This is a genomic window from Ancylobacter moscoviensis (genome assembly GCF_007559435.1).
GTDB classification, from domain to species: Bacteria; Pseudomonadota; Alphaproteobacteria; order Rhizobiales; family Xanthobacteraceae; genus Ancylobacter; species Ancylobacter moscoviensis.
This window is the reverse complement of record NZ_VMBP01000002.1, coordinates 604,256-621,391: the sequence shown is the minus strand read 5'-3', so window position 1 is coordinate 621,391 and position 17,136 is coordinate 604,256. Positions and strand designations below refer to the sequence as shown.

Annotated in this window: 13 protein-coding genes and 1 pseudogene; 3 read left to right on the top strand and 11 right to left on the bottom strand. The window is 65.5% G+C overall.

Going from position 1 to position 17,136, the window contains the following annotated elements; all coding sequences use genetic code 11:
* Positions 1 to 116 precede the first annotated feature (116 nt).
* From FO470_RS09020 to FO470_RS09000, 6 genes are all read right to left on the bottom strand, one after another.
* Positions 117 to 8,648, bottom strand: a complete 8,532-nt coding sequence (locus tag FO470_RS09020) for a GH36-type glycosyl hydrolase domain-containing protein (protein ID WP_210244916.1) — start codon at positions 8,646 to 8,648, stop codon at positions 117 to 119.
* An 86-nt stretch (positions 8,649 to 8,734) separates the two neighbouring features.
* Complete coding sequence (locus tag FO470_RS09015) at positions 8,735 to 9,070, bottom strand: hypothetical protein (RefSeq protein ID WP_144342592.1); 336 nt, start codon at positions 9,068 to 9,070, stop codon at positions 8,735 to 8,737.
* 31 nt (positions 9,071 to 9,101) lie between these two features.
* A complete protein-coding gene (locus tag FO470_RS09010) occupies positions 9,102 to 9,359 on the bottom strand; it encodes a hypothetical protein (protein WP_144342591.1) in 258 nt (85 codons plus the stop codon).
* A gap of 9 nt (positions 9,360 to 9,368) precedes the next feature.
* On the bottom strand, positions 9,369 to 9,497 hold the full coding sequence (locus tag FO470_RS19775) for a hypothetical protein (RefSeq protein ID WP_272482969.1): 129 nt from the start codon (positions 9,495 to 9,497) through the stop codon (positions 9,369 to 9,371).
* A gap of 201 nt (positions 9,498 to 9,698) precedes the next feature.
* The gene (locus FO470_RS09005; RefSeq protein ID WP_144342590.1) at positions 9,699 to 9,911 is read right to left on the bottom strand and encodes a cold-shock protein; all 213 of its coding nucleotides are present in this window, start codon (positions 9,909 to 9,911) and stop codon (positions 9,699 to 9,701) included.
* A gap of 214 nt (positions 9,912 to 10,125) precedes the next feature.
* Positions 10,126 to 11,106, bottom strand: a complete 981-nt coding sequence (locus FO470_RS09000) for a fatty acid desaturase (RefSeq protein WP_246659528.1) — start codon at positions 11,104 to 11,106, stop codon at positions 10,126 to 10,128.
* Positions 11,107 to 11,513: 407 nt separating this feature from the next.
* On the opposite strand from FO470_RS09000, the gene FO470_RS08995 reads away from it, so the two are divergent.
* Positions 11,514 to 12,377, top strand: a complete 864-nt coding sequence (locus FO470_RS08995) for a transglutaminase family protein (RefSeq protein ID WP_144342588.1) — start codon at positions 11,514 to 11,516, stop codon at positions 12,375 to 12,377.
* 43 nt (positions 12,378 to 12,420) lie between these two features.
* On the opposite strand, the gene nhaA is transcribed toward FO470_RS08995, so the two are convergent.
* From nhaA to FO470_RS08970, 5 genes are read right to left on the bottom strand one after another with little or no spacing between them, the layout of a single operon-like run.
* Positions 12,421 to 13,734, bottom strand: a complete 1,314-nt coding sequence (gene nhaA, locus FO470_RS08990; RefSeq protein ID WP_144342587.1) for a Na+/H+ antiporter NhaA — start codon at positions 13,732 to 13,734, stop codon at positions 12,421 to 12,423.
* 50 nt (positions 13,735 to 13,784) lie between these two features.
* Positions 13,785 to 14,597: a transglutaminase-like domain-containing protein gene (locus tag FO470_RS08985; RefSeq protein ID WP_144342586.1), complete on the bottom strand. Its 813-nt coding sequence runs from the start codon at positions 14,595 to 14,597 to the stop codon at positions 13,785 to 13,787.
* 27 nt (positions 14,598 to 14,624) lie between these two features.
* On the bottom strand, positions 14,625 to 14,900 hold the full coding sequence (locus tag FO470_RS08980) for a DUF1488 family protein (protein WP_144342585.1): 276 nt from the start codon (positions 14,898 to 14,900) through the stop codon (positions 14,625 to 14,627).
* A gap of 58 nt (positions 14,901 to 14,958) precedes the next feature.
* Positions 14,959 to 15,201 (bottom strand): hypothetical protein, encoded by a 243-nt coding sequence (locus tag FO470_RS08975; protein ID WP_144342835.1) that lies wholly within the window; start codon positions 15,199 to 15,201, stop codon positions 14,959 to 14,961.
* A gap of 27 nt (positions 15,202 to 15,228) precedes the next feature.
* Entirely contained in the window at positions 15,229 to 15,531 is a 303-nt protein-coding gene (locus FO470_RS08970) for a hypothetical protein (RefSeq protein ID WP_144342584.1), read from the bottom strand.
* Positions 15,532 to 16,128: 597 nt separating this feature from the next.
* Here FO470_RS08970 and FO470_RS08965 point away from each other — a divergent pair.
* Together FO470_RS08965 and FO470_RS08960 are read left to right on the top strand one after the other, a co-directional pair.
* Entirely contained in the window at positions 16,129 to 16,446 is a 318-nt protein-coding gene (locus FO470_RS08965; RefSeq protein ID WP_144342583.1) for a co-chaperone GroES, read from the top strand.
* Between the two features lie 50 nt (positions 16,447 to 16,496).
* Positions 16,497 to 16,955 (top strand): annotated as a pseudogene (locus tag FO470_RS08960) (TCP-1/cpn60 chaperonin family protein); the annotation flags it as partial.
* Positions 16,956 to 17,136: the final 181 nt, after the last annotated feature.

The following is a 17,136-nucleotide window of genomic DNA, read 5'->3' as shown; positions in this document are numbered from 1 at the left end:
TCGGTTGAGGGTGAGCCTATTCATGCGAATGAAAGTGACGAATCCTGCGAAGTCGTCGGCCAACACGACCGTCGTTATCGGGGTCGGCGAGACGGTGCTTTCATGTGTTTGTCTCGTCAGATGGACATCAGGAGATCGTGATTCTCGCCGTCGAAGGGAATACGAGCGGATCTGTCCGGTGACGGGATGTGGATGCCGTCGAGCACCGAGTATGGCTCTTGATTTTCGCCGACGACTCGAACCTCGATCCTGCAGACTACCCCACCTAGTGTCACCGTTGCCGCGAAGCCCGGCCACGCCGCTGGCATACAGGGAGCGACGATGAGGAAATCACCCTCCCGCCGGATGCCGAGAATGCCCTCTACGCCGGCGCGGTGCATCCAGCCCGCCGAGCCGGTGTACCAGGTCCAGCCGCCGCGCCCCACATGCGGAGCGACGGAATAGATGTCGGCGGCGACGACGTAGGGCTCGACCTTGTAGCGCTCGACCTCATCGGGCGTGCGGGCATGGTTGATCGGGTTGAGCAGGGCGAAGAGATCATGCGCCTTGTCTCCCGCACGCAGCTTGGCGAAGGCGAGAACCGCCCACATGGCGGCGTGGCTGTATTGCCCGCCATTCTCGCGCAGGCCCGGCGGATAGCCCTTGATGTAGCCGGGCTCAAGCGGCGTCCGGTCGAAGGGCGGCGTGAACAGCAGGGCGAGCTGCTCCTCAGTGCGGATCAGATGGCGTTCCAGCGAGGCCATCGCGGTGGCGGCACGCAGAGAATCGGCAGCGCCCGACAGCACCGCCCAGGATTGCGCGATGGAATCGATGCGGCACTCGCCGCTATCCTTCGAGCCGAGCCAGGTGCCGTCGTCGAAGGTCGCGCGCCGATACCATTCCCCGTCCCAGGCCGAGCGCTCCAGCGCCCGCCGCACTGACGCCGCATGCGCGCGCCAGCGCCGGGCGCGCTCGGGATCGCGCGCTTCCGCCAGCGGTACGAACAACTCGATGGTGCGGATCAGCAGCCAGCCGAGCCAGACGCTCCCGCCCTTACCGCCCTCGCCGACGCGGTTCATGCCATCGTTCCAGTCGCCCGTCCCCATCAGCGGCAGGCCAAGCTCGCCGGTGAGGGAAAGCGCATGGTCGAGGCCGCGGGCGCAGTGCTCGAACAGCGAGGAGGTCTCGTCCGCCGGCATCGGCTGGAAGAAATGCTCGTGCTCCTCCGGCAGCAGCTGCGGTCCGTCGAGATAGGGCACAGGCTCGTCGAGGATCGCGGCGTCGCCCGAGCTGTCGATATAGGTGGCAGTGGCGAAGGCGAGCCACACATGATCGTCGGAGATGCGGGTGCGCACGCCCTGGCCCGATTGCGGCAGCCACCAGTGCTGGACGTCGCCCTCGACGAATTGCCGCCCCGCAGCGCGCATTATATGGCCGCGCGTCTCCGCCGGCAGCGCCAGCGTCAGCGCCATGCCGTCCTGCAACTGGTCGCGGAAGCCATAGGCGCCGCTCGCCTGATAGAAGGCGGAGCGCGCGGTGATGCGGCAGGCCAGCGTCTGGTAGAGCAGCCAGCCGTTCAGCATGATGTCCATCGCCCGGTCCGGCGTCTTCACCTGGACGGTGCCGAGCACCGCGTTCCAATGGGCCGTTACGGCGGCGAGGACGGCATCGAGGTCGGCCTGACGATAGCGGGCGATCAGCGCCCGCACCTCCTCCACCGACCCGCACTGGCCGATGAACGAGACGACCTCGATTGTCTCACCGATGCCGAGCTCGACCATCGTCTGCAAGGCGGCGCACGGATCGAGGCCCGCGCCGGTCACCCCGGACAACGGCGCATTGCCCGCAAGGCCGAGAGGTGATGCGGGCCTGCCATCGCGGCTGAGGAATTCGGTGCGATCCGCGGTCCACGCGGTCTGCCGCCCGGCAAGATCGGCGAAGGCGACGCGGGAGCCGAAGGTGGCGCTCCAGCGATTGCGCGCCAGCATCGCGCCGCTCTGCTCGTCGAGCTCCGTGGTGATGAACGGAGCGGAGGCTCCGCGCGAGGCGCCGAGCACCCACTCCGCATAGGCGGTCACTGAGAGCTTGCGCGGCCGGTCTGACAGGTTGGTGAGCTTCAATCGGGAGATCTTGATCGGATCGTCGAGCGGCACGAAGTGCAGCAGGTCGAGGGCGATGCCGTTCGCCTCATGCTCGAAGCGGCTGTAGCCGAAGCCGTGCCGCGCGACATAGATGCCATCGCCGCGGATCGGCTGCGCAGTCGGACTCCATAGGTCGCCGCTCTCTTCATCCCGCACATAGATCGCCTCGCCCACGAGGTCGACGACGGCGTCGTTGGACCATTGGGTGAGCTGGTTCTCGCGGCTGTTCTGCGCCCAGCAATAGCCGCTGCCCTCCGCGGATATCTGGAAGCCGAAGCCGGCATTGGCTACGACATTGATCCAAGGCGCGGGCGTAACCTGGTCCGGCCCTAGGATGGTCACATATTCCCGCCCATCGTTGTCGAAGCCGCCCAGACCATTGAAGAATTCGAGCGCAGGCGGCTTGTGCCGCGGCCCGGGACCGTGCATCGAGGTCAAGGCGCGCGCCCGGCGCCGGGCGGGCGGGAAATTCGACGGCTGGCCCAGGCGGGCGAGATGGGCAGCGATGGTGCCGCGCCGCGCCAAAAGCACGATGCGGGCGACCGAGCGCAGAAGCGCACGCGACTCCACACTCATGAGATCGGCACGCAGCACATAAACGGAACCCTGCGCCGGTTCCTTGTCGAGCAGCGGACGCGACGCGTTGGTACGCACCGCCGCCTCGATGGCGATCTGCAGGTCCTGCACATAGGAGGAGGCGCGCTCGTTGACGATGACCAGATCAACCGCGAGGCGCTTCATGCGCCAATATTCATGCGCGCGCAGCAATTGGCGCACCTGCGCCATGTCCTCAACGTCGTCGATCCGCAGCAGCACGATCGGCAGGTCGCCGGAGATGGAATGCTGCCAGAGGCCGGACTGCGGGCCGGCACCGCGCATGATCGCCTCGGAGGGCGACCTGAAGCGCCGGTCGGCATAGAGCAGCGGCGCGGCGAGCCGCTGGAAGTCGGCGGCTTCCTCCACATCCACGTCGATGTGTCGAAGTTGGACCTGTGCCTGTGTCCACGCCAGGGTCCTGGCCCGGTCGAACGCGTTGCGGTCGTGATGGGTATCGATCAGATCGAGCAGCTCCGCCCGCGAGGACGCGACGACGGTCCAGAAGGCGACACGCGCGACCTTGCCCGGCGCGATGCGCACGCTCTGGCGTAGCGAGAAGACCGGGTCCAGCACCGTGCCCACGGTGTTCGAGAGCGGCCGGCCGCCCGCCGTGGCCTCGGCCGTGCCGACGCTGCGCCCGCGGCCGATGAAGCGGGCGCGGTCGGTCTCGTATTGCGGATTGGCGGCGACCTCGCCTTCCACCACCGCGAAATGCGCCGCCCATATCTGCGACTCGCCCGGCGCCCGAAGCCGGCGCGTGGCGAGAAGGGCGCCGAAGTCGGGCAGATGCTCGGTCTCGATGAACATCTTGGCAAAGGCCGGGTGGGCATCGTCGGCGGCCGGCGTGGTCAGGACGAGCTCGGCATAGGAGGTCAGCTCGATCTCGCGAGGCCGCCGCCCGCTATTGGTCAGCGAGACGCGCCGGACCTCGCCATTGTGCTCGCCGGAGACGATGACATCCATCGTCGTGGTCAGGCCGACATCGTGACGGATGAACTCGGCGTGGTCCTCGCCGAACACCACGTCGCTTTCACCTGCAGCGTCCGCCATCGGCTGCGTAGTGACGGACCAGACACTGCCGCCCCTCATATCGCGCAGGAAGATGAAGGAGCCCCAGTCGTCGCGCGTGGCGTCCTCGCGCCAGCGCGTGACCGCGATGTCGCCCCAGCGGCTGTAGCCGCTGCCGGCCGCTGTCATCATGACGGCGTAGCTGCCATTGGAGAGCAGGTGCGTAATCGGCGCCCCCGGAGCGGGAGCGGTCAGGCGGCGGACCATCGCGCCCTCGCTGCGAGCATCGACGGCGGCGGCGCGAACCTCCTCGGCGCGGGGACGGGCCACGACGACGTCGCGCGGCGAGCGTTCCTGCAGCAGAAGCTCGCTCGCCCGAATCATCGGCTCGCGATGGAATCGGGCGCGCATCTCGCCGCCCAGCAGTGTGTTGGCGATAGCGACGATGGTCATGCCCTGGTGATGGGCCATGAAGCTGCGGACGATGGCGACGTCCTCGTCTTCCGGAAGCCGCGAACGGGTGAAGTCGAGCGCTTCATAGAAGCCGTAGCGACCCTGCGCGCCCAGCTCGGCGAGATGGGCATAGTTCTGCCGCGCGCGCTCGGGGTTCACCATGCTGGCGAGTCCGGTGGCATAGGGCGCCACGACGACGCTCTCCGAGAGGCCGCGCTTGAGGCCGAGACCGGGCACGCCGAAATTGGCGTATTGGTAGGTGAACTCGATGTCGCGGGCGTTATAGGCTGATTCCGACATGCCCCAGGGAATCCCCAGCAGCCGGGCATAGGATTGCTGGCGCTCGACCACGAGGCGGTTGGTCTGTTCGAGCACGCTGCCGGCCGGCGCGCGCATCACCAGCGACGGCATGAGGTATTCGAACATCGATCCCGACCACGAGATCAGCGCTGAGCCGTTGCCGAGCGGCGTCGCAAGCCGGCCGAGCCGGAACCAGTGGCGGGTCGGCGCATCGCCCTTGGCGATGGCGAACAGGCTGGCGAGCCGCGCTTCGGACGCCAGAAGGTCGTAGCAGCTCGGGTCGAGGCCGTTCTCGGTGAGCGAATAGCCGATGGAAAGCAGCTTCCGCTCGGGGTCGAGCAGGAAGGCGAAGTCCATCTCCATCGCCATGGTCCGCGCCGTGTCGGCCAGCGCGGTCAGGCGATCCCGCGTGGCGGCCGGCACCGCCAGAAGCTCAAGGCGGTCCCGCTCATGTTCGCTGACCGCCCTGCCGAGCGCCTCGATCCAATAGGCGATATCGGTGGAGCTCTCGTCGCCGGTCGCGGGATTGATTTCCTTCGCGATCCTCGCGGCCTTGTCGGCGAGCCGCTTCAGCACCGGGGCCGTCGCTTCCAATGCCTGCACGCCGTTCAGCTGGGCGTCGATCTCGTCCAGGGCCGCCGCCAGCGCCAGTCCCTGCGGGCTGCCCGCGCCGGGCAGGGCCGTCATCGCCTCGCGCGCCAGCGCGAGAGCGTCCTGAATGCCCGCGCGCGCGCTCACGCCGACGGGGGCATCCGTCCACTCCTCGCAGGCATTGGCCAGCGCGATGAGATGGCCGGCGAGATTGCCGCTGTCGACGGACGAGACATAGTCGGGCGGCAATGATGCGAGGTTCTCTGTCCCGTACCAGTTGAAGAAGTGCCCGCGGAAGCGGGGCAGCCTTTTCAGGGTCGCGAACGTTGCTTCCAGCCGCGTGATGGTCTCGATCGTGCCGGCCCAGCCGAAGTCGCGGGCGGCGACGGCCGAGAGCAGATAGAGGCCGATATTGGTCGGCGAGGTCCGGCGCGCGACGATCGGCTTCGGCACTTCCTGGAAATTATCCGGCGGCAGCATGTTGTCGGCCGGGGTGACGAAGGTCTCGAAGAAGCGCCAGGTGCGCCGGGCGATGAGGCGCAGTTCGCGCGCGTCCCGCTCGCCGACGGCGAGACGCACTGGCACCTTCGGCGCACGGCTCGCCCATTGCGCGATCGCCGGGGCGCCGAGCCAGAGCAGAGCGCAGGGCAGGACCAGCGGCCAGGAGGACGGCATGACGAGGAGCGCGCCGGCAGCCAGCAGGAAGGCGAGCGCCGTGCTGCCGGCCATCTGCTGGTAGAAGCCGGCAAGGTCCAGCCGCGGGCCCGCCGAGGACTTCGCCGCCGTCGTCCACTCCAGCAGGTGGCGGTGCGTCATCATCAGCCGAAGCAGGGTGCGGATCGCGGCATCGGCGGCCCGCCAGGCATGGTCGGGCAGGAAGGTGAGAGACAGCAGGGTCTGGGCGGTCGCCAGCCACATATCGGCGCGCAGCCGGGCGAGGTGACTGCGCAGACGCATGCCGGGGCGGCCCGGAAGCACGGCGAACAGGATCGGCAGGAAGGCGGGGACCGCGACGCAGGCGACGACCAGGAGCGTGCCGATCAGCGCCGCCGGCATGGGAAGAAGCCAGCACAGACATAGCGCCAGCAACGTGAACGGGGCCAATACGGAGCGCCGCAGATTGTCGAGCATCTTGCCGCGACCGACGCGGGTGAGCCCGTGCCGTGCCGTTCCCTCTCCGAAGACCCACGGAAGCAGTTGCCAGTCGCCGCGCATCCAGCGATGCTGTCGCTTGGCGACGACGTCGTAGCGCGCGGGGAACTCCTCGACCACCTCGACATCCGAGGCGAGGCCGGCGCGGGCGAACACGCCCTCGAACAGATCGTGGCTGAGCAGCGCGTTTTCCGGGATGCGCCCAGCCAGCGCGGCCTCGAAGGCGTCGATCTCGTAGATGCCCTTGCCGGTGTAGGAGCCTTCGCCGAACAGGTCCTGATAGACGTCGGACACCGCCGCGGCATAGGGATCCATGCCGCCGCCGCCGGAGATGACGCGTTGGTAGAACGAGCCCTCGCGGCCGATCGGGAGCGAGGGCGTGACCCGCGGCTGGAGGATGCCGTAGCCGCTGACCACCCGCTGCTCGGCAGCGTCGAATTTCGGCCGGTTCAGCGGATGTGCCATCTTGCCGACGAGCCGGAGCGCGGAGTCGCGAGGCAGGCGAGTATCGGCATCGAGCGTGATCACGTATTGCACATCCTCCGGCACCTGCGGAGGACGGCCACCAACGGCCATGAAGGAGGTATCGTCCGCTCCGCGCAGCAGCCGGTTGAGCTCATGCAGCTTGCCTCGCTTGCGCTCCCATCCCATCCATTTGCCCTCGCCCGGATTGAACCGGCGATGACGGTGCAGCAGGAGGAAGCGCTCGCCCGCCGGGCCGGGACCGTGGCGCCGATTCAACTGCTCGATCCCCTGCGCGGCGAGTTCCAGTAGCGGCGCGTCCCACGGCAGAACCTCGCAATCGGCGTCGATGCCGTCCGACAACAAGGCGAAGGTGAGATCGCCGCTGGTGCCGGAAAGGAAATGCACCTCGAGCCTTTCCACCTGCTCCAGAAGATCGGCTTCGCTGGTGAGCAGCGTCGGCACGGCGATGAGAGTGCGCAGCGAACTCGGTACGCCGCCCGCGAGCTCGAGGCCGGGCAGGCTCGTGGCGCCGAACATCCATGCCACGCCACGGTTCACCAGGGCGGTCGCCACCTCGCTCGCCGGGACGAAGCTAATAAGGCCGAACAGAGCGAGCCAGCCACCGGAGAGCCCGGCGGCGGAGAGCGTCCACAGCGCCAGCGCGACGAGACCGAGGGTGATGGCGACGATGGTGCCGATATAGCCACCGATGCCGAGCCGGATGCTGAGGCGGCTGAAGCGGAGCCGCACCGGTGGGCGGTACTGAATTGTCCGCTCGAATGCGCGCCGCCCATTGCCGATCAGATGATGGCCGGGATCGCTGGCCGGCCCGTCATCCGCGGCATGCGATGTGGCAGAGGCCGCTTGCGTAACCGCCTGCAGAGCCTGGCCGGCGATGTCGAGCTCGGAGGCCGGGGAGCCGCGGGCGAGTTGCTCGATCGCGCTGCGATAGAGATTGCGGGTAGGAAAATCCATCGCGGCAAAGGCGCTGCCCGCCCGCAGCCGGTCATCGATTAAGCTGACGCTCTCGAACATTTCGGGCCAGTCGATGTCAGAGATCATCCGCATGCTTGTAATGACGTTCCGGACGCTGACATTGGATGCACCGAGCCGCTGCTGGGCGCGCTGCACCACACCGTCGACCGAGGCTGCCTGGGCTCTAAGTCTTGCGTCCAGCCATCCCAGCGCCGGCATTATCCGGGGGTCTTGGTCTCTAAGCCGCTTGACCAGCTGGGCAGCGAAAACCTCGTCCAGCGGTTCTGGTGAGCGGATCAGGATGTCCGCTTCGAGCGCGGCGCGCGCTTCACCCGAGGTGAGAAGACAGTCGGCCAGGAGGTCGGCCTCCCGGCGCCACTGACGTCCGACCGTGATCTGGTCGGCAAGCCGGCGCAGATTCTCGATGAGTACGATGCGAAGCGTGATCGCCACCGCCCACAACTCGCCGATGGTCAGCGGTTCGACCTGCTGATAGGCCGCGATGAAGCGGCGCAGCATCTTGGGATCGAAATGGCTGTCGGTATGGGCGACATAGGCCCAGGCAAGCCCTAGCACCCGCGGATAGCCAGCGAACGGCCCTTCGGCGAGCTTCGGCAATTGGCGGTAATAGCCGGGCGGCAGGTCGTCGCGGATCTCCCGAACTTGCTCCTCGACGAGATGATAATTGTCCAGCAGCCATTCGGCGGCCGGCACCACGGCGCGTCCCCCCTCCGCATCGGCGGCCGTCGCCCGGTAGGCGGCGAGCAGGACGCCGGCATTGTCTTTCAGCCGGGCGTGCAGGGGCGGGACAGAAGGCGGGCGCAGGGCGATCGGCTGCGCTGCGGCGAGGCTTCTTGCGTGCTGCTCCAGCCGCTCGGCGCCGAACAGTTCCTCACGTATCGGCGCAGGATCGTTCCAGACGGACCCCTGCCAAGTGCGGCTGCGCAGTTGCAGGGCATAGCGGCGAAGATCAGCGATCGGATTCATCAATGCCTACCGATGCGGGGTGGCGCCAGAGGCATGGGCCGACGGCCGGGGGGCGGAACTTCGCCGGGGCGGGTCCGGAGCCAGGGCTAGGACGTGAGGTAGGCGGTGTCCCGGTCGGCGCACCATTCGCCGGCGGCGGGGAGGTCGCCGGTGACATCGACATGGGCGGCGCCGTCGCAGCCCGATGGCAGACGCTTCTCGGAGAAGCGCAGGCGCAGCAGGCGGCCGTCGACGGTGCGCAGCCGCAGGTCGGCGCGGCCGAACACTTCCCGGAGCACGGAGGTGGGCACGCGGATCTCGCCGCAGCTTGTCACCTGTCCGCCGCTGGAGAGATAGCCGTCGAAATCATACTGCGTCGGGGCAACCAAGGTGTTCCCGCAAAGGAGACGGCCGGTGCCGCTTAGTCCGCCGAGATAGTCCATGGCCGATGTCTCCTTGAGATTTGACCCACGATCACGTCTTGAGGTCAGCTTCCAGTGCCCTCGCCAGTTCCTCGGAATTGATCGTGAAGACCTGGATGGAGCCGGCAAGGGCGATGGCGGGCGTGTGCAGCATCGTCGCTGAGCGCCGATACGCCAGAAAGGTGAGGTCGGGAATCTCTTCCTCGTCGATCACCAGCCGGTAGGTCCCCGCAGGCTGCCCGCTTTCGAGCGCGCTGAGCTTGAACGGATGCCTGAAGGTGACCGTGGTCTCTCGGGTCCGGCTGTGCATGGCGCGGCCTCAGCCCTTCTTCTTCGGCAGTCCCACAGAGGCTGGCGTTCCCTTGGAGAGGGCGGGCGCTGCCACGGGCTCCTTGATCTTCTTCGGCTTCTTGGCTTCCCGATTGCCGCGTACCTGACCCTTGGCCATGAGCACTTCCTCCCTATCATGTTGACATATGTCTTCAGAAAACGAAGGCCCCGCGACCTTGGGAAAGCGCGGGGCCGAAGAGCGCGGAGCGCCTCCAGTCGCTGCGGCATCGCTCAACCGGCCGCCAGTACATCCGTGGTCGGCCGGGAAGGCGACGCGCTACCGCCGACTGTCCGAAGTCAGGCTTCGGACAGTCGGCGATCAGCTAAGTGAGTGAAGCTTGTCCGCGGACATCTTCCCGCTGCGCTGATCAGCGATGAGCTCGAAGCCCACCTTCTGACCTTCGCGAAGCTCGCGGAGACCGGCACGCTCGACGGCACTGATGTGAACGAATGCGTCGCTACCGCCGTCGTCCGGCGCAATGAATCCAAAGCCCTTCTGGGCGTTGAACCATTTTACGGTTCCCGTGGTCATGGAAACCCTTTCATGACTGTATTTTGGCTTGCCCGAACGGATGCGGGCCGTCGAAATCGCATTTTCAGGAAAATAGAACCTGTGGCGAGGAAGCAGTGTCCGCGCGGAGAGCGTTCTTATCGCCGTGTATCGACTAGACCAATATGCGCTTCGACGAGAATATTACAAGGGCAGACGGGTTTTTAAATGCCGAATCCCAGGATTTGACGGCGGCTCATCCGTAGATTTCGTTCATTTCACGGAAGGAAATGAGCCGTCCCTGGCGCTGGTCCCACAGCGTCAGCCGCACGCAGCCGAAGCTCTCCCACAGCGTCAGGCGGCCGATGTCGCGCAAGTCCGGGTGGTCGCGCAGCACTTCCGGCAAGCGGTAATAGGGAATGCGGCTGCACAGATGATGTACATGGTGCATGCCGATATTCGCGGTGAACCAGCGCAGCACGCCGGGCAGGTCGTAATGCGAGCTGCCATGCAGCGCCGCCTCGTGGAATTCCCAGTTCTCGTTGGCGGCCCAGTGCGTGTCTTCGAACTGGTGCTGCACGTAGAACAGCCAGACGCCGGTCGCGGCGGCGGCGATCACGATGGGCAGGTGGACCAGGAGGAACGGCCCGATGCCGAAGGCCCGCATCAGCAGGCCGGCGGCGACGGCGATACCCAGATTGGTCGTCATGGTGCTGATCCACGGCTCCCAGCCCTTGCCGACAACCCCGAGCGGCAGGCGGCTCTGCAGCAGGAAGACGTAGATCGGGCCGATGCCGAACATCACCAGCGGGTTGCGGTAGAGCCGGTAGCGCAGCCGCCCCCAGCGCGAGCGCGCCCGATATTCCTCCACCGTCAGCGTATCGACGTCGCCGATGCCGCGCCGGTCGAGATTGCCGGAGCTGGCGTGATGGCCGGCATGGCTGCGCTTCCAGTGATCATAGGGCGTCATGGTCAGCACGCCGATCACCCGTCCGGTCCAGTCATTGCCGCTTCGGTTGCGGAAGAAGGAGCCGTGGCCGCAATCGTGCTGGATCATGAACAGGCGGACCAGGAGCCCGGCGGCGGGGAAGATCAGGAGCGCATAGAGCCAGAACTGCTCGAGCTTCAGCGACGTCAGCATGGCGCTCCAGGCGAGCGTGAAGGGAATGGCCGTGATGAGCAGCTCCCAGACGCTGCGTCGTGGATCGGATTGCCGATAGCCGCTCAGCCGGGCCATCCAGCTCTTCGCATCAGATTTCGCTGCGCCGCATTGGTCAGCCGTCGGCATCGTGTCTCCGCATCCACGCGCGTCTATCGGCATGGGTCATTGATGTTCGCGAGGTCTAAGAGTGGGTGAAACATTATTATGACATTGAAAATTGTTCGAATTAAGCGGCCGATATGCTCTGTGTAGACTTATTCGGCGACAAAACAGCCACCTACCTGTGGTGATTTCGGTAGTTTTGCCGACCAGGCGCATTATTCGCCCCGCTCCGGTGTAGCCATCCCTGGTAATCGAACGACAGGGCGCCACATGCGGTGGATACTGGCCCGATCTGCCCTCCGTCCGAGGCTGGGAAGCGGCCTCGGCGCACATGTTATCAAGCGGTTCTGCAGAGGTCCCGCTGACTCAAGGGAGATGCAGTGAGCGTCCTGAAGATTCATCACAGCACGACCTATCGCTACAACAGGCCCGTGAGCTTGCGGCCGCATCAGATGATGCTGCGTCCCCGCGAGAGCCGGGAGCTTCGTCTGCGTTCGATCGACCTGACGATCACCCCCGGTGCGGTCGTGACGTGGGCCCATGACGTCGCCGGCAATATGGTGGCAACGGCGACCTTCCACGATATGACTGACAATCTGGTCATCGAAAGCCTCGCCGAGATCGAGCTCGATGCAGTCGCATGGCCGGTGTTCGATGTCGCCGCATCGGCGATCTTCTATCCCTTCCAGTATAGCGCGGACGAGTGGACGGACCTCGGTGCCCTGACAACGCCCCAATATCCGGATCCGGCCGGAAGGCTGCGAGCCTGGAGCCAAGCCTTCGTCCACGGCGAGCCGACAGACACGCTTGCGCTGCTGAAGGACATCAACGCAGGCGTACTGCCATGGATCTCCTATCAGGGACGCGACGACGAGGGTACGCAGTCGCCTGTCCACACGCTGGAGCGCGGCTGGGGATCGTGCCGCGACATGGCCGTGCTCTTCGTGGAGGCCGTGCGGACCCTGGGCTTCGGCGCGCGGATCGTCTCGGGCTATCTGCATAATCCCTCCCAGGAGCTTGCGGGAACGATGGGCTCGGGATCAACCCACGCCTGGGCGGAGGTCTATGTTCCCGGAGCGGGCTGGATCACTTTCGATCCGACGAACCGCAGTGTGGGCGGCGCCAACCTCATTCCGGTTGCCGTTGGCCGCGATATTCGGCAGGTGATGCCCGTGACCGGTGAATTCTTCGGGATGAGCGATGCGTTCGACGCGATGTCGGTCGAGGTTTCCGTCCGGGCGTAAACGCAATGGAGCACCACCCTGGTCAGCTGCCGCGCGTAGGGCGCTATGGCGTTCTGCGAGACGTCAGCCAGCTCAACGCTAGAAAGCCGGCTGCTGCCGAGATGATGGAGGCGCCGAGAATGCCGAGCTTGACCGAGTCCAGAAGCATGGGCTCGAAGGCAAGTTCGGCGATGAAAAGCGCCATGGTGAATCCGATCCCGGTCAGCAGGCTTCCAGCCGCCAGCAGGCCCCACGACAGCTCGTCTGGACGGACCCCCAAGCGGAGCTTCACGGCAAGAACGCTGAAGAGCACAACCCCGGCGGGCTTGCCGACCACGAAGGCCGCGACAATCGCAGTGGTGAGAGCGACATCGAAGGTCGCCGCCGCCATCGGCACGCCGGCATTGGCAAGGGCAAAGAGCGGCATGACGGCGAAGGCCACCCATGGATGGAGAGCGATCTCCAGCCGCTCGATTGGCGACAGCGCTTCGCGCGTGGCGACGCCCGCTCGATGGAGGTCGCTGCGCGCCGCCGCATCCCCGCTCCAGTGATCGCCGGGAGGATAGGCGACCACGCGGTCAAGGATCGCGTGCAAACGCGTGTCACTCACCCAGCTCCGCGCCGGAGTCATCAGTCCAAGGATCACGCCGGTAATGGTCGCATGGATTCCCGAGGCATCGAACGCCAGCCAGATACCGCCGCCTACCGCGAAATAGACGAGAATATTGCGCACTCCCAGGCGCGAAATTGCAGCCACCACGGCAAGTCCGATCCCGGCGGCACCGAGAGCAGCCCAGTTCAAGGTGTCGCCATAGCCAATCGCCACGACCAGGATGGCACCCACATCGTCAAAGATCGCGAGCGAGAGCAGGAACAGCCGTAAGCCTTCTGGAATACGCGCGCCGAGAATCGCCAGGCATCCGATGACGAAGGCCGTGTCGGTGGACATGACGGTGCCCCAGCCGTTTGCGCCCGGCCCGCTGCCAACCACGAGCAGGAATACCCCGGCCGGTATCAGCATCCCGCCGAAAGCAGCTGCCAAAGGCAGGGCGGCGACGCGCGGATTGCGCAGTTCGCCAAGCACCAGCTCGCGTTTCAGCTCGAGCGCGATGACGAAGAAAAAGAGCGTCATCAGCCCGTCGTTGATCCAGTGCTGCAACGAACGGGAGAGCTCGACCTCGCCGAGCCGGACCCCCGCCGGCATATCCCACAAGGCGAGGAACGAGGCCGACCACGCCGTGTTGGCGAGAAGCAGTGCGAGAAGCGTGCTCAGCAGCAGAACCACGCCCGCCATCGCCTCGATGCGCAGGAAGCGCATGAAAGGCCGCGTGAGCCGGTCTGCCGGTTCTCTGGGAAGCCGCGCGAGGCTCTCGTTCATTCGGCAAGCCTCCTCCGGGCTCCCATCGCCGCCAGCGGAGGCCCCTGCGCCTATGACAGCCCCTGGACCTCATAGGTCCACACCCGAAAGGACTTCAGAACATGAGGCCCGAAGGAATTGATCAGCGGTATGTCGGCGGCGTCGCGCCCGCGGGCGACGACGATCCGACCGACCCGCGGCACGTTGTTACGGGGATCGAAGGTGCGCCATGCGCCGTCCAGAAAGACCTCGATCCAGGCGCTGAAATCCATCGGATCGACGACCGGCACGCCGATGTCGCCGAGATGCCCGTTCACATAGCGGGCCGGAATGTTGAGGCAGCGGCAGAAGGCGACGGCGAGATGGGCGAAGTCGCGGCAGACGCCGACGCGCTCCTGAAACGTCTCGAATGCCGTTCGCGTGGAGCGGGCCTGCATGTAGTCAAAGCGGATGTGGTTGTGAACGAAGTCGCAGATCGCCTGCACACGGCCCCAGCCAGGCGCGAGCGTGCCGAACAGGTCCCACGCCGTCTGGCTGAGACGGTCGGTTTCGCAGTAGCGGCTACCCATTAGATAGACGAGGCATTCGTCCGGCAGTTCGGGGACGGCCATTTCCCGAGCAACCGGCAGCACCGGATCCGGCCTGCCATCATCCTCGATCGTGGCGTCGCCCCAGATCGTCAGGTCGCCCGCGGGCGCGACGAGCCGCCGGCACCGATTGCCGAACAGATCGCGATAGGTCGATGTTGGGACATCGGGCGTGGTGAAGAATGTCTCTGCCGCGCGGATATCGGCGGCGCGATCCTCATGGACGGACAGAAGGCAGACGAGCGCAGTCGGCTGCTGACAGGTCAGCGTTATCTCGTAGCCGTAACGGATCAGCATGAAGGATTCTCGGGAGCATTGATCCGTCTAGCGGATATCGGCGGCGGTCAGGATATAAGGGGCGCGGCGACCATCCAGATAGGCCTTCGCAGCGGCGGCATAGATGGGACTACGCAGCACATCGAAAGCGGAAAGGCACGTCGCCTCCAGCGTTTCCGACATGCGCAATTCGGCAGCCGACTTCACCAGCGCGCCGATGTCAACCAAGAACGAAATCTCGAACATGCCGTCATAGCCGGTGAACCGGACGGCGTTCCGCGCCTTGTCGAGGCTGCGGCTTGGGTTGGGGAAAGCCAGTGTCATGACGGCCCTGCCATGGTTCCAGATGCGTCGCACCGGACGAACGGCTGCCTGAATTGGTTCACGGCGACGGCCTTTTCTCTTGCCCCAGTGCAGCGTCGAAGGCGCAGGAATGAAGCGTGCGGCCGTTCTCGTCGACGATCGCCAAGGCATCGGGTCGCTGCGGCATGTCGAGCGACTGAGCCAGCGACCGCGCCATCCCGATCGCAGTATCGAGATCGACCGCGTCCACGGTTTCGCGGCCGACGACCGCATGAGCGTCGTCCCGCTCGCGGGTGCGATAGAACTCGATCACGAACTTCATCATGTCCGGTTCCGGAGAGGCCGCCGGTCAGCGACGGAACGTCCTGTCGACGAGCGCCGTGTTCTCACCCTGCTCATCCGCGCGAACGATTTCCAGGCTGTCCTCCACCGCCACCCGCTCGTGCTGCTCGCGCTCGTTGCGGATGCGGTACTGCAGCGAGTTCCCGCTCGGCGGCAGCTTGCCGGTAACACGGTAGATATCGCCGAACCGCGAGGTGAAGACGGTATATCCGCCTCTGAGCCGGACGGTCTGCCCGATTGCGAAGAGATGCGTCGTCGGCTCGCTGTCGATGGCAGGGGCGCTGTGTTGTGGAATGCTTCGAGTGGTCATGATGGTTTGTGGTCCTTCTGAGATAGGGCGGTTCGCCGAAATGATCGGCGACTTGCTGCGTGGGCTGTCGGATGGTGATCGGCAGCCAATCAGGCAATGGCGCACGCACGCTCGAGCCGATGTGGGAAGACCGCTTCTCTCCGAACCGAGACCCGTGCCGCCAATACATCCGTGTTCGGCAGAAGCGTTCCAGATTCGAACAGGCGCCGTACACGCCGGATCGGCGCCACGCATCCGTTGTTGAGAACTTGATGGTGACGGCGCGTCGGCGTCGCTGAGACAGCGAAAGCCAAATCGGCCAAATCAACAGCTTTATGAGTACGCCTCAATTTCGTTCCAGACAAGGCCGTATCGCTATAACGTAAATATTTTGTCCGCTCATCGGCTGAATCGGAAAAATAGAAGCGGAGACGAGCACATCAGTAGATGCCGATTTTTCTGATCGGCTCCTCTGTTTTTCGAAGAAAATGTTCCGAGTCGCTCTTTCAATATTTCCGTGCCGGCAAAATTATAATGCTGGCAGTCCTATCTCCCGAGTGCCAAAGGAGCTATGTTGGCGCTGCGGCCGCCCTTTACGCCGGCCGCAGAAAGAACCCCATGAAATTCCGGCCACTCCACGACCGCGTCGTCATCCGGCGCTCGGAAGGCGATCTCATATCCAAGGGCGGGATCATCATTCCCGACACCGCGAAGGAAAAGCCGGCGCAGGGCGAAGTCGTTGCCGCCGGCCCCGGCCTGCGCGACGAGGCCGGCAAGCTGGTTCCGCTCGACGTCAAGGCCGGCGACCTCGTCCTGTTCGGCAAATGGTCCGGCACCGAGGTGAAGATCGACGGCGAGGACCTCCTGATCATGAAGGAGGCCGACATACTGGGCATCGTCGAGACGACCGCGGCGACCGGCAGGCAAGCCGCCTGACCAGCCGATCTCCGAGTCCCGCCTCTCAAGACCGAACTGGACCTGATCCTATGTCTGCCAAGGAAATCCGCTTTGCCACCGACGCCCGCGACCGCATGCTGCGCGGCGTCGAACTGCTCAACAATGCCGTCAAGGTGACGCTGGGCCCGAAGGGGCGCAACGTCATCATAGAGAAGGCCTACGGCGCCCCGCGCATCACCAAGGACGGCGTGACGGTCGCCAAGGAGATCGAGCTCGCCGACAAGTTCGAGAACATGGGCGCCCAGATGGTGCGCGAAGTGGCCTCGAAGACCAACGACCTCGCCGGCGACGGCACCACCACCGCCACCGTGCTCGCCGCTTCCATCCTGCGCGAAGGCGCCAAGCTGGTCGCCGCCGGCATGAACCCGATGGATCTTAAGCGCGGCATTGATCTCGGCGTGGCCACTGTGGTGAAGGAAATCCAGGCCCGCGCCAGGAAGGTCGAGTCCTCGGCCGAGATCGCGCAGGTCGGCACGATTGCCGCCAATGATCACCGCCGAAGCGATGATCGCCGATATTCCCGTCAAGGAACCCGCCTCGCCGACCGGAAATGGCGGCATGGGCTACTAAGCACTGTGCGTGAATCGTTCGGCCAAGCATGGCCGGACGGCGGAATCCCACCTTCAATCGGCAGGAGACTTCCAATGACCATGCAGGGCAGCACCAAGA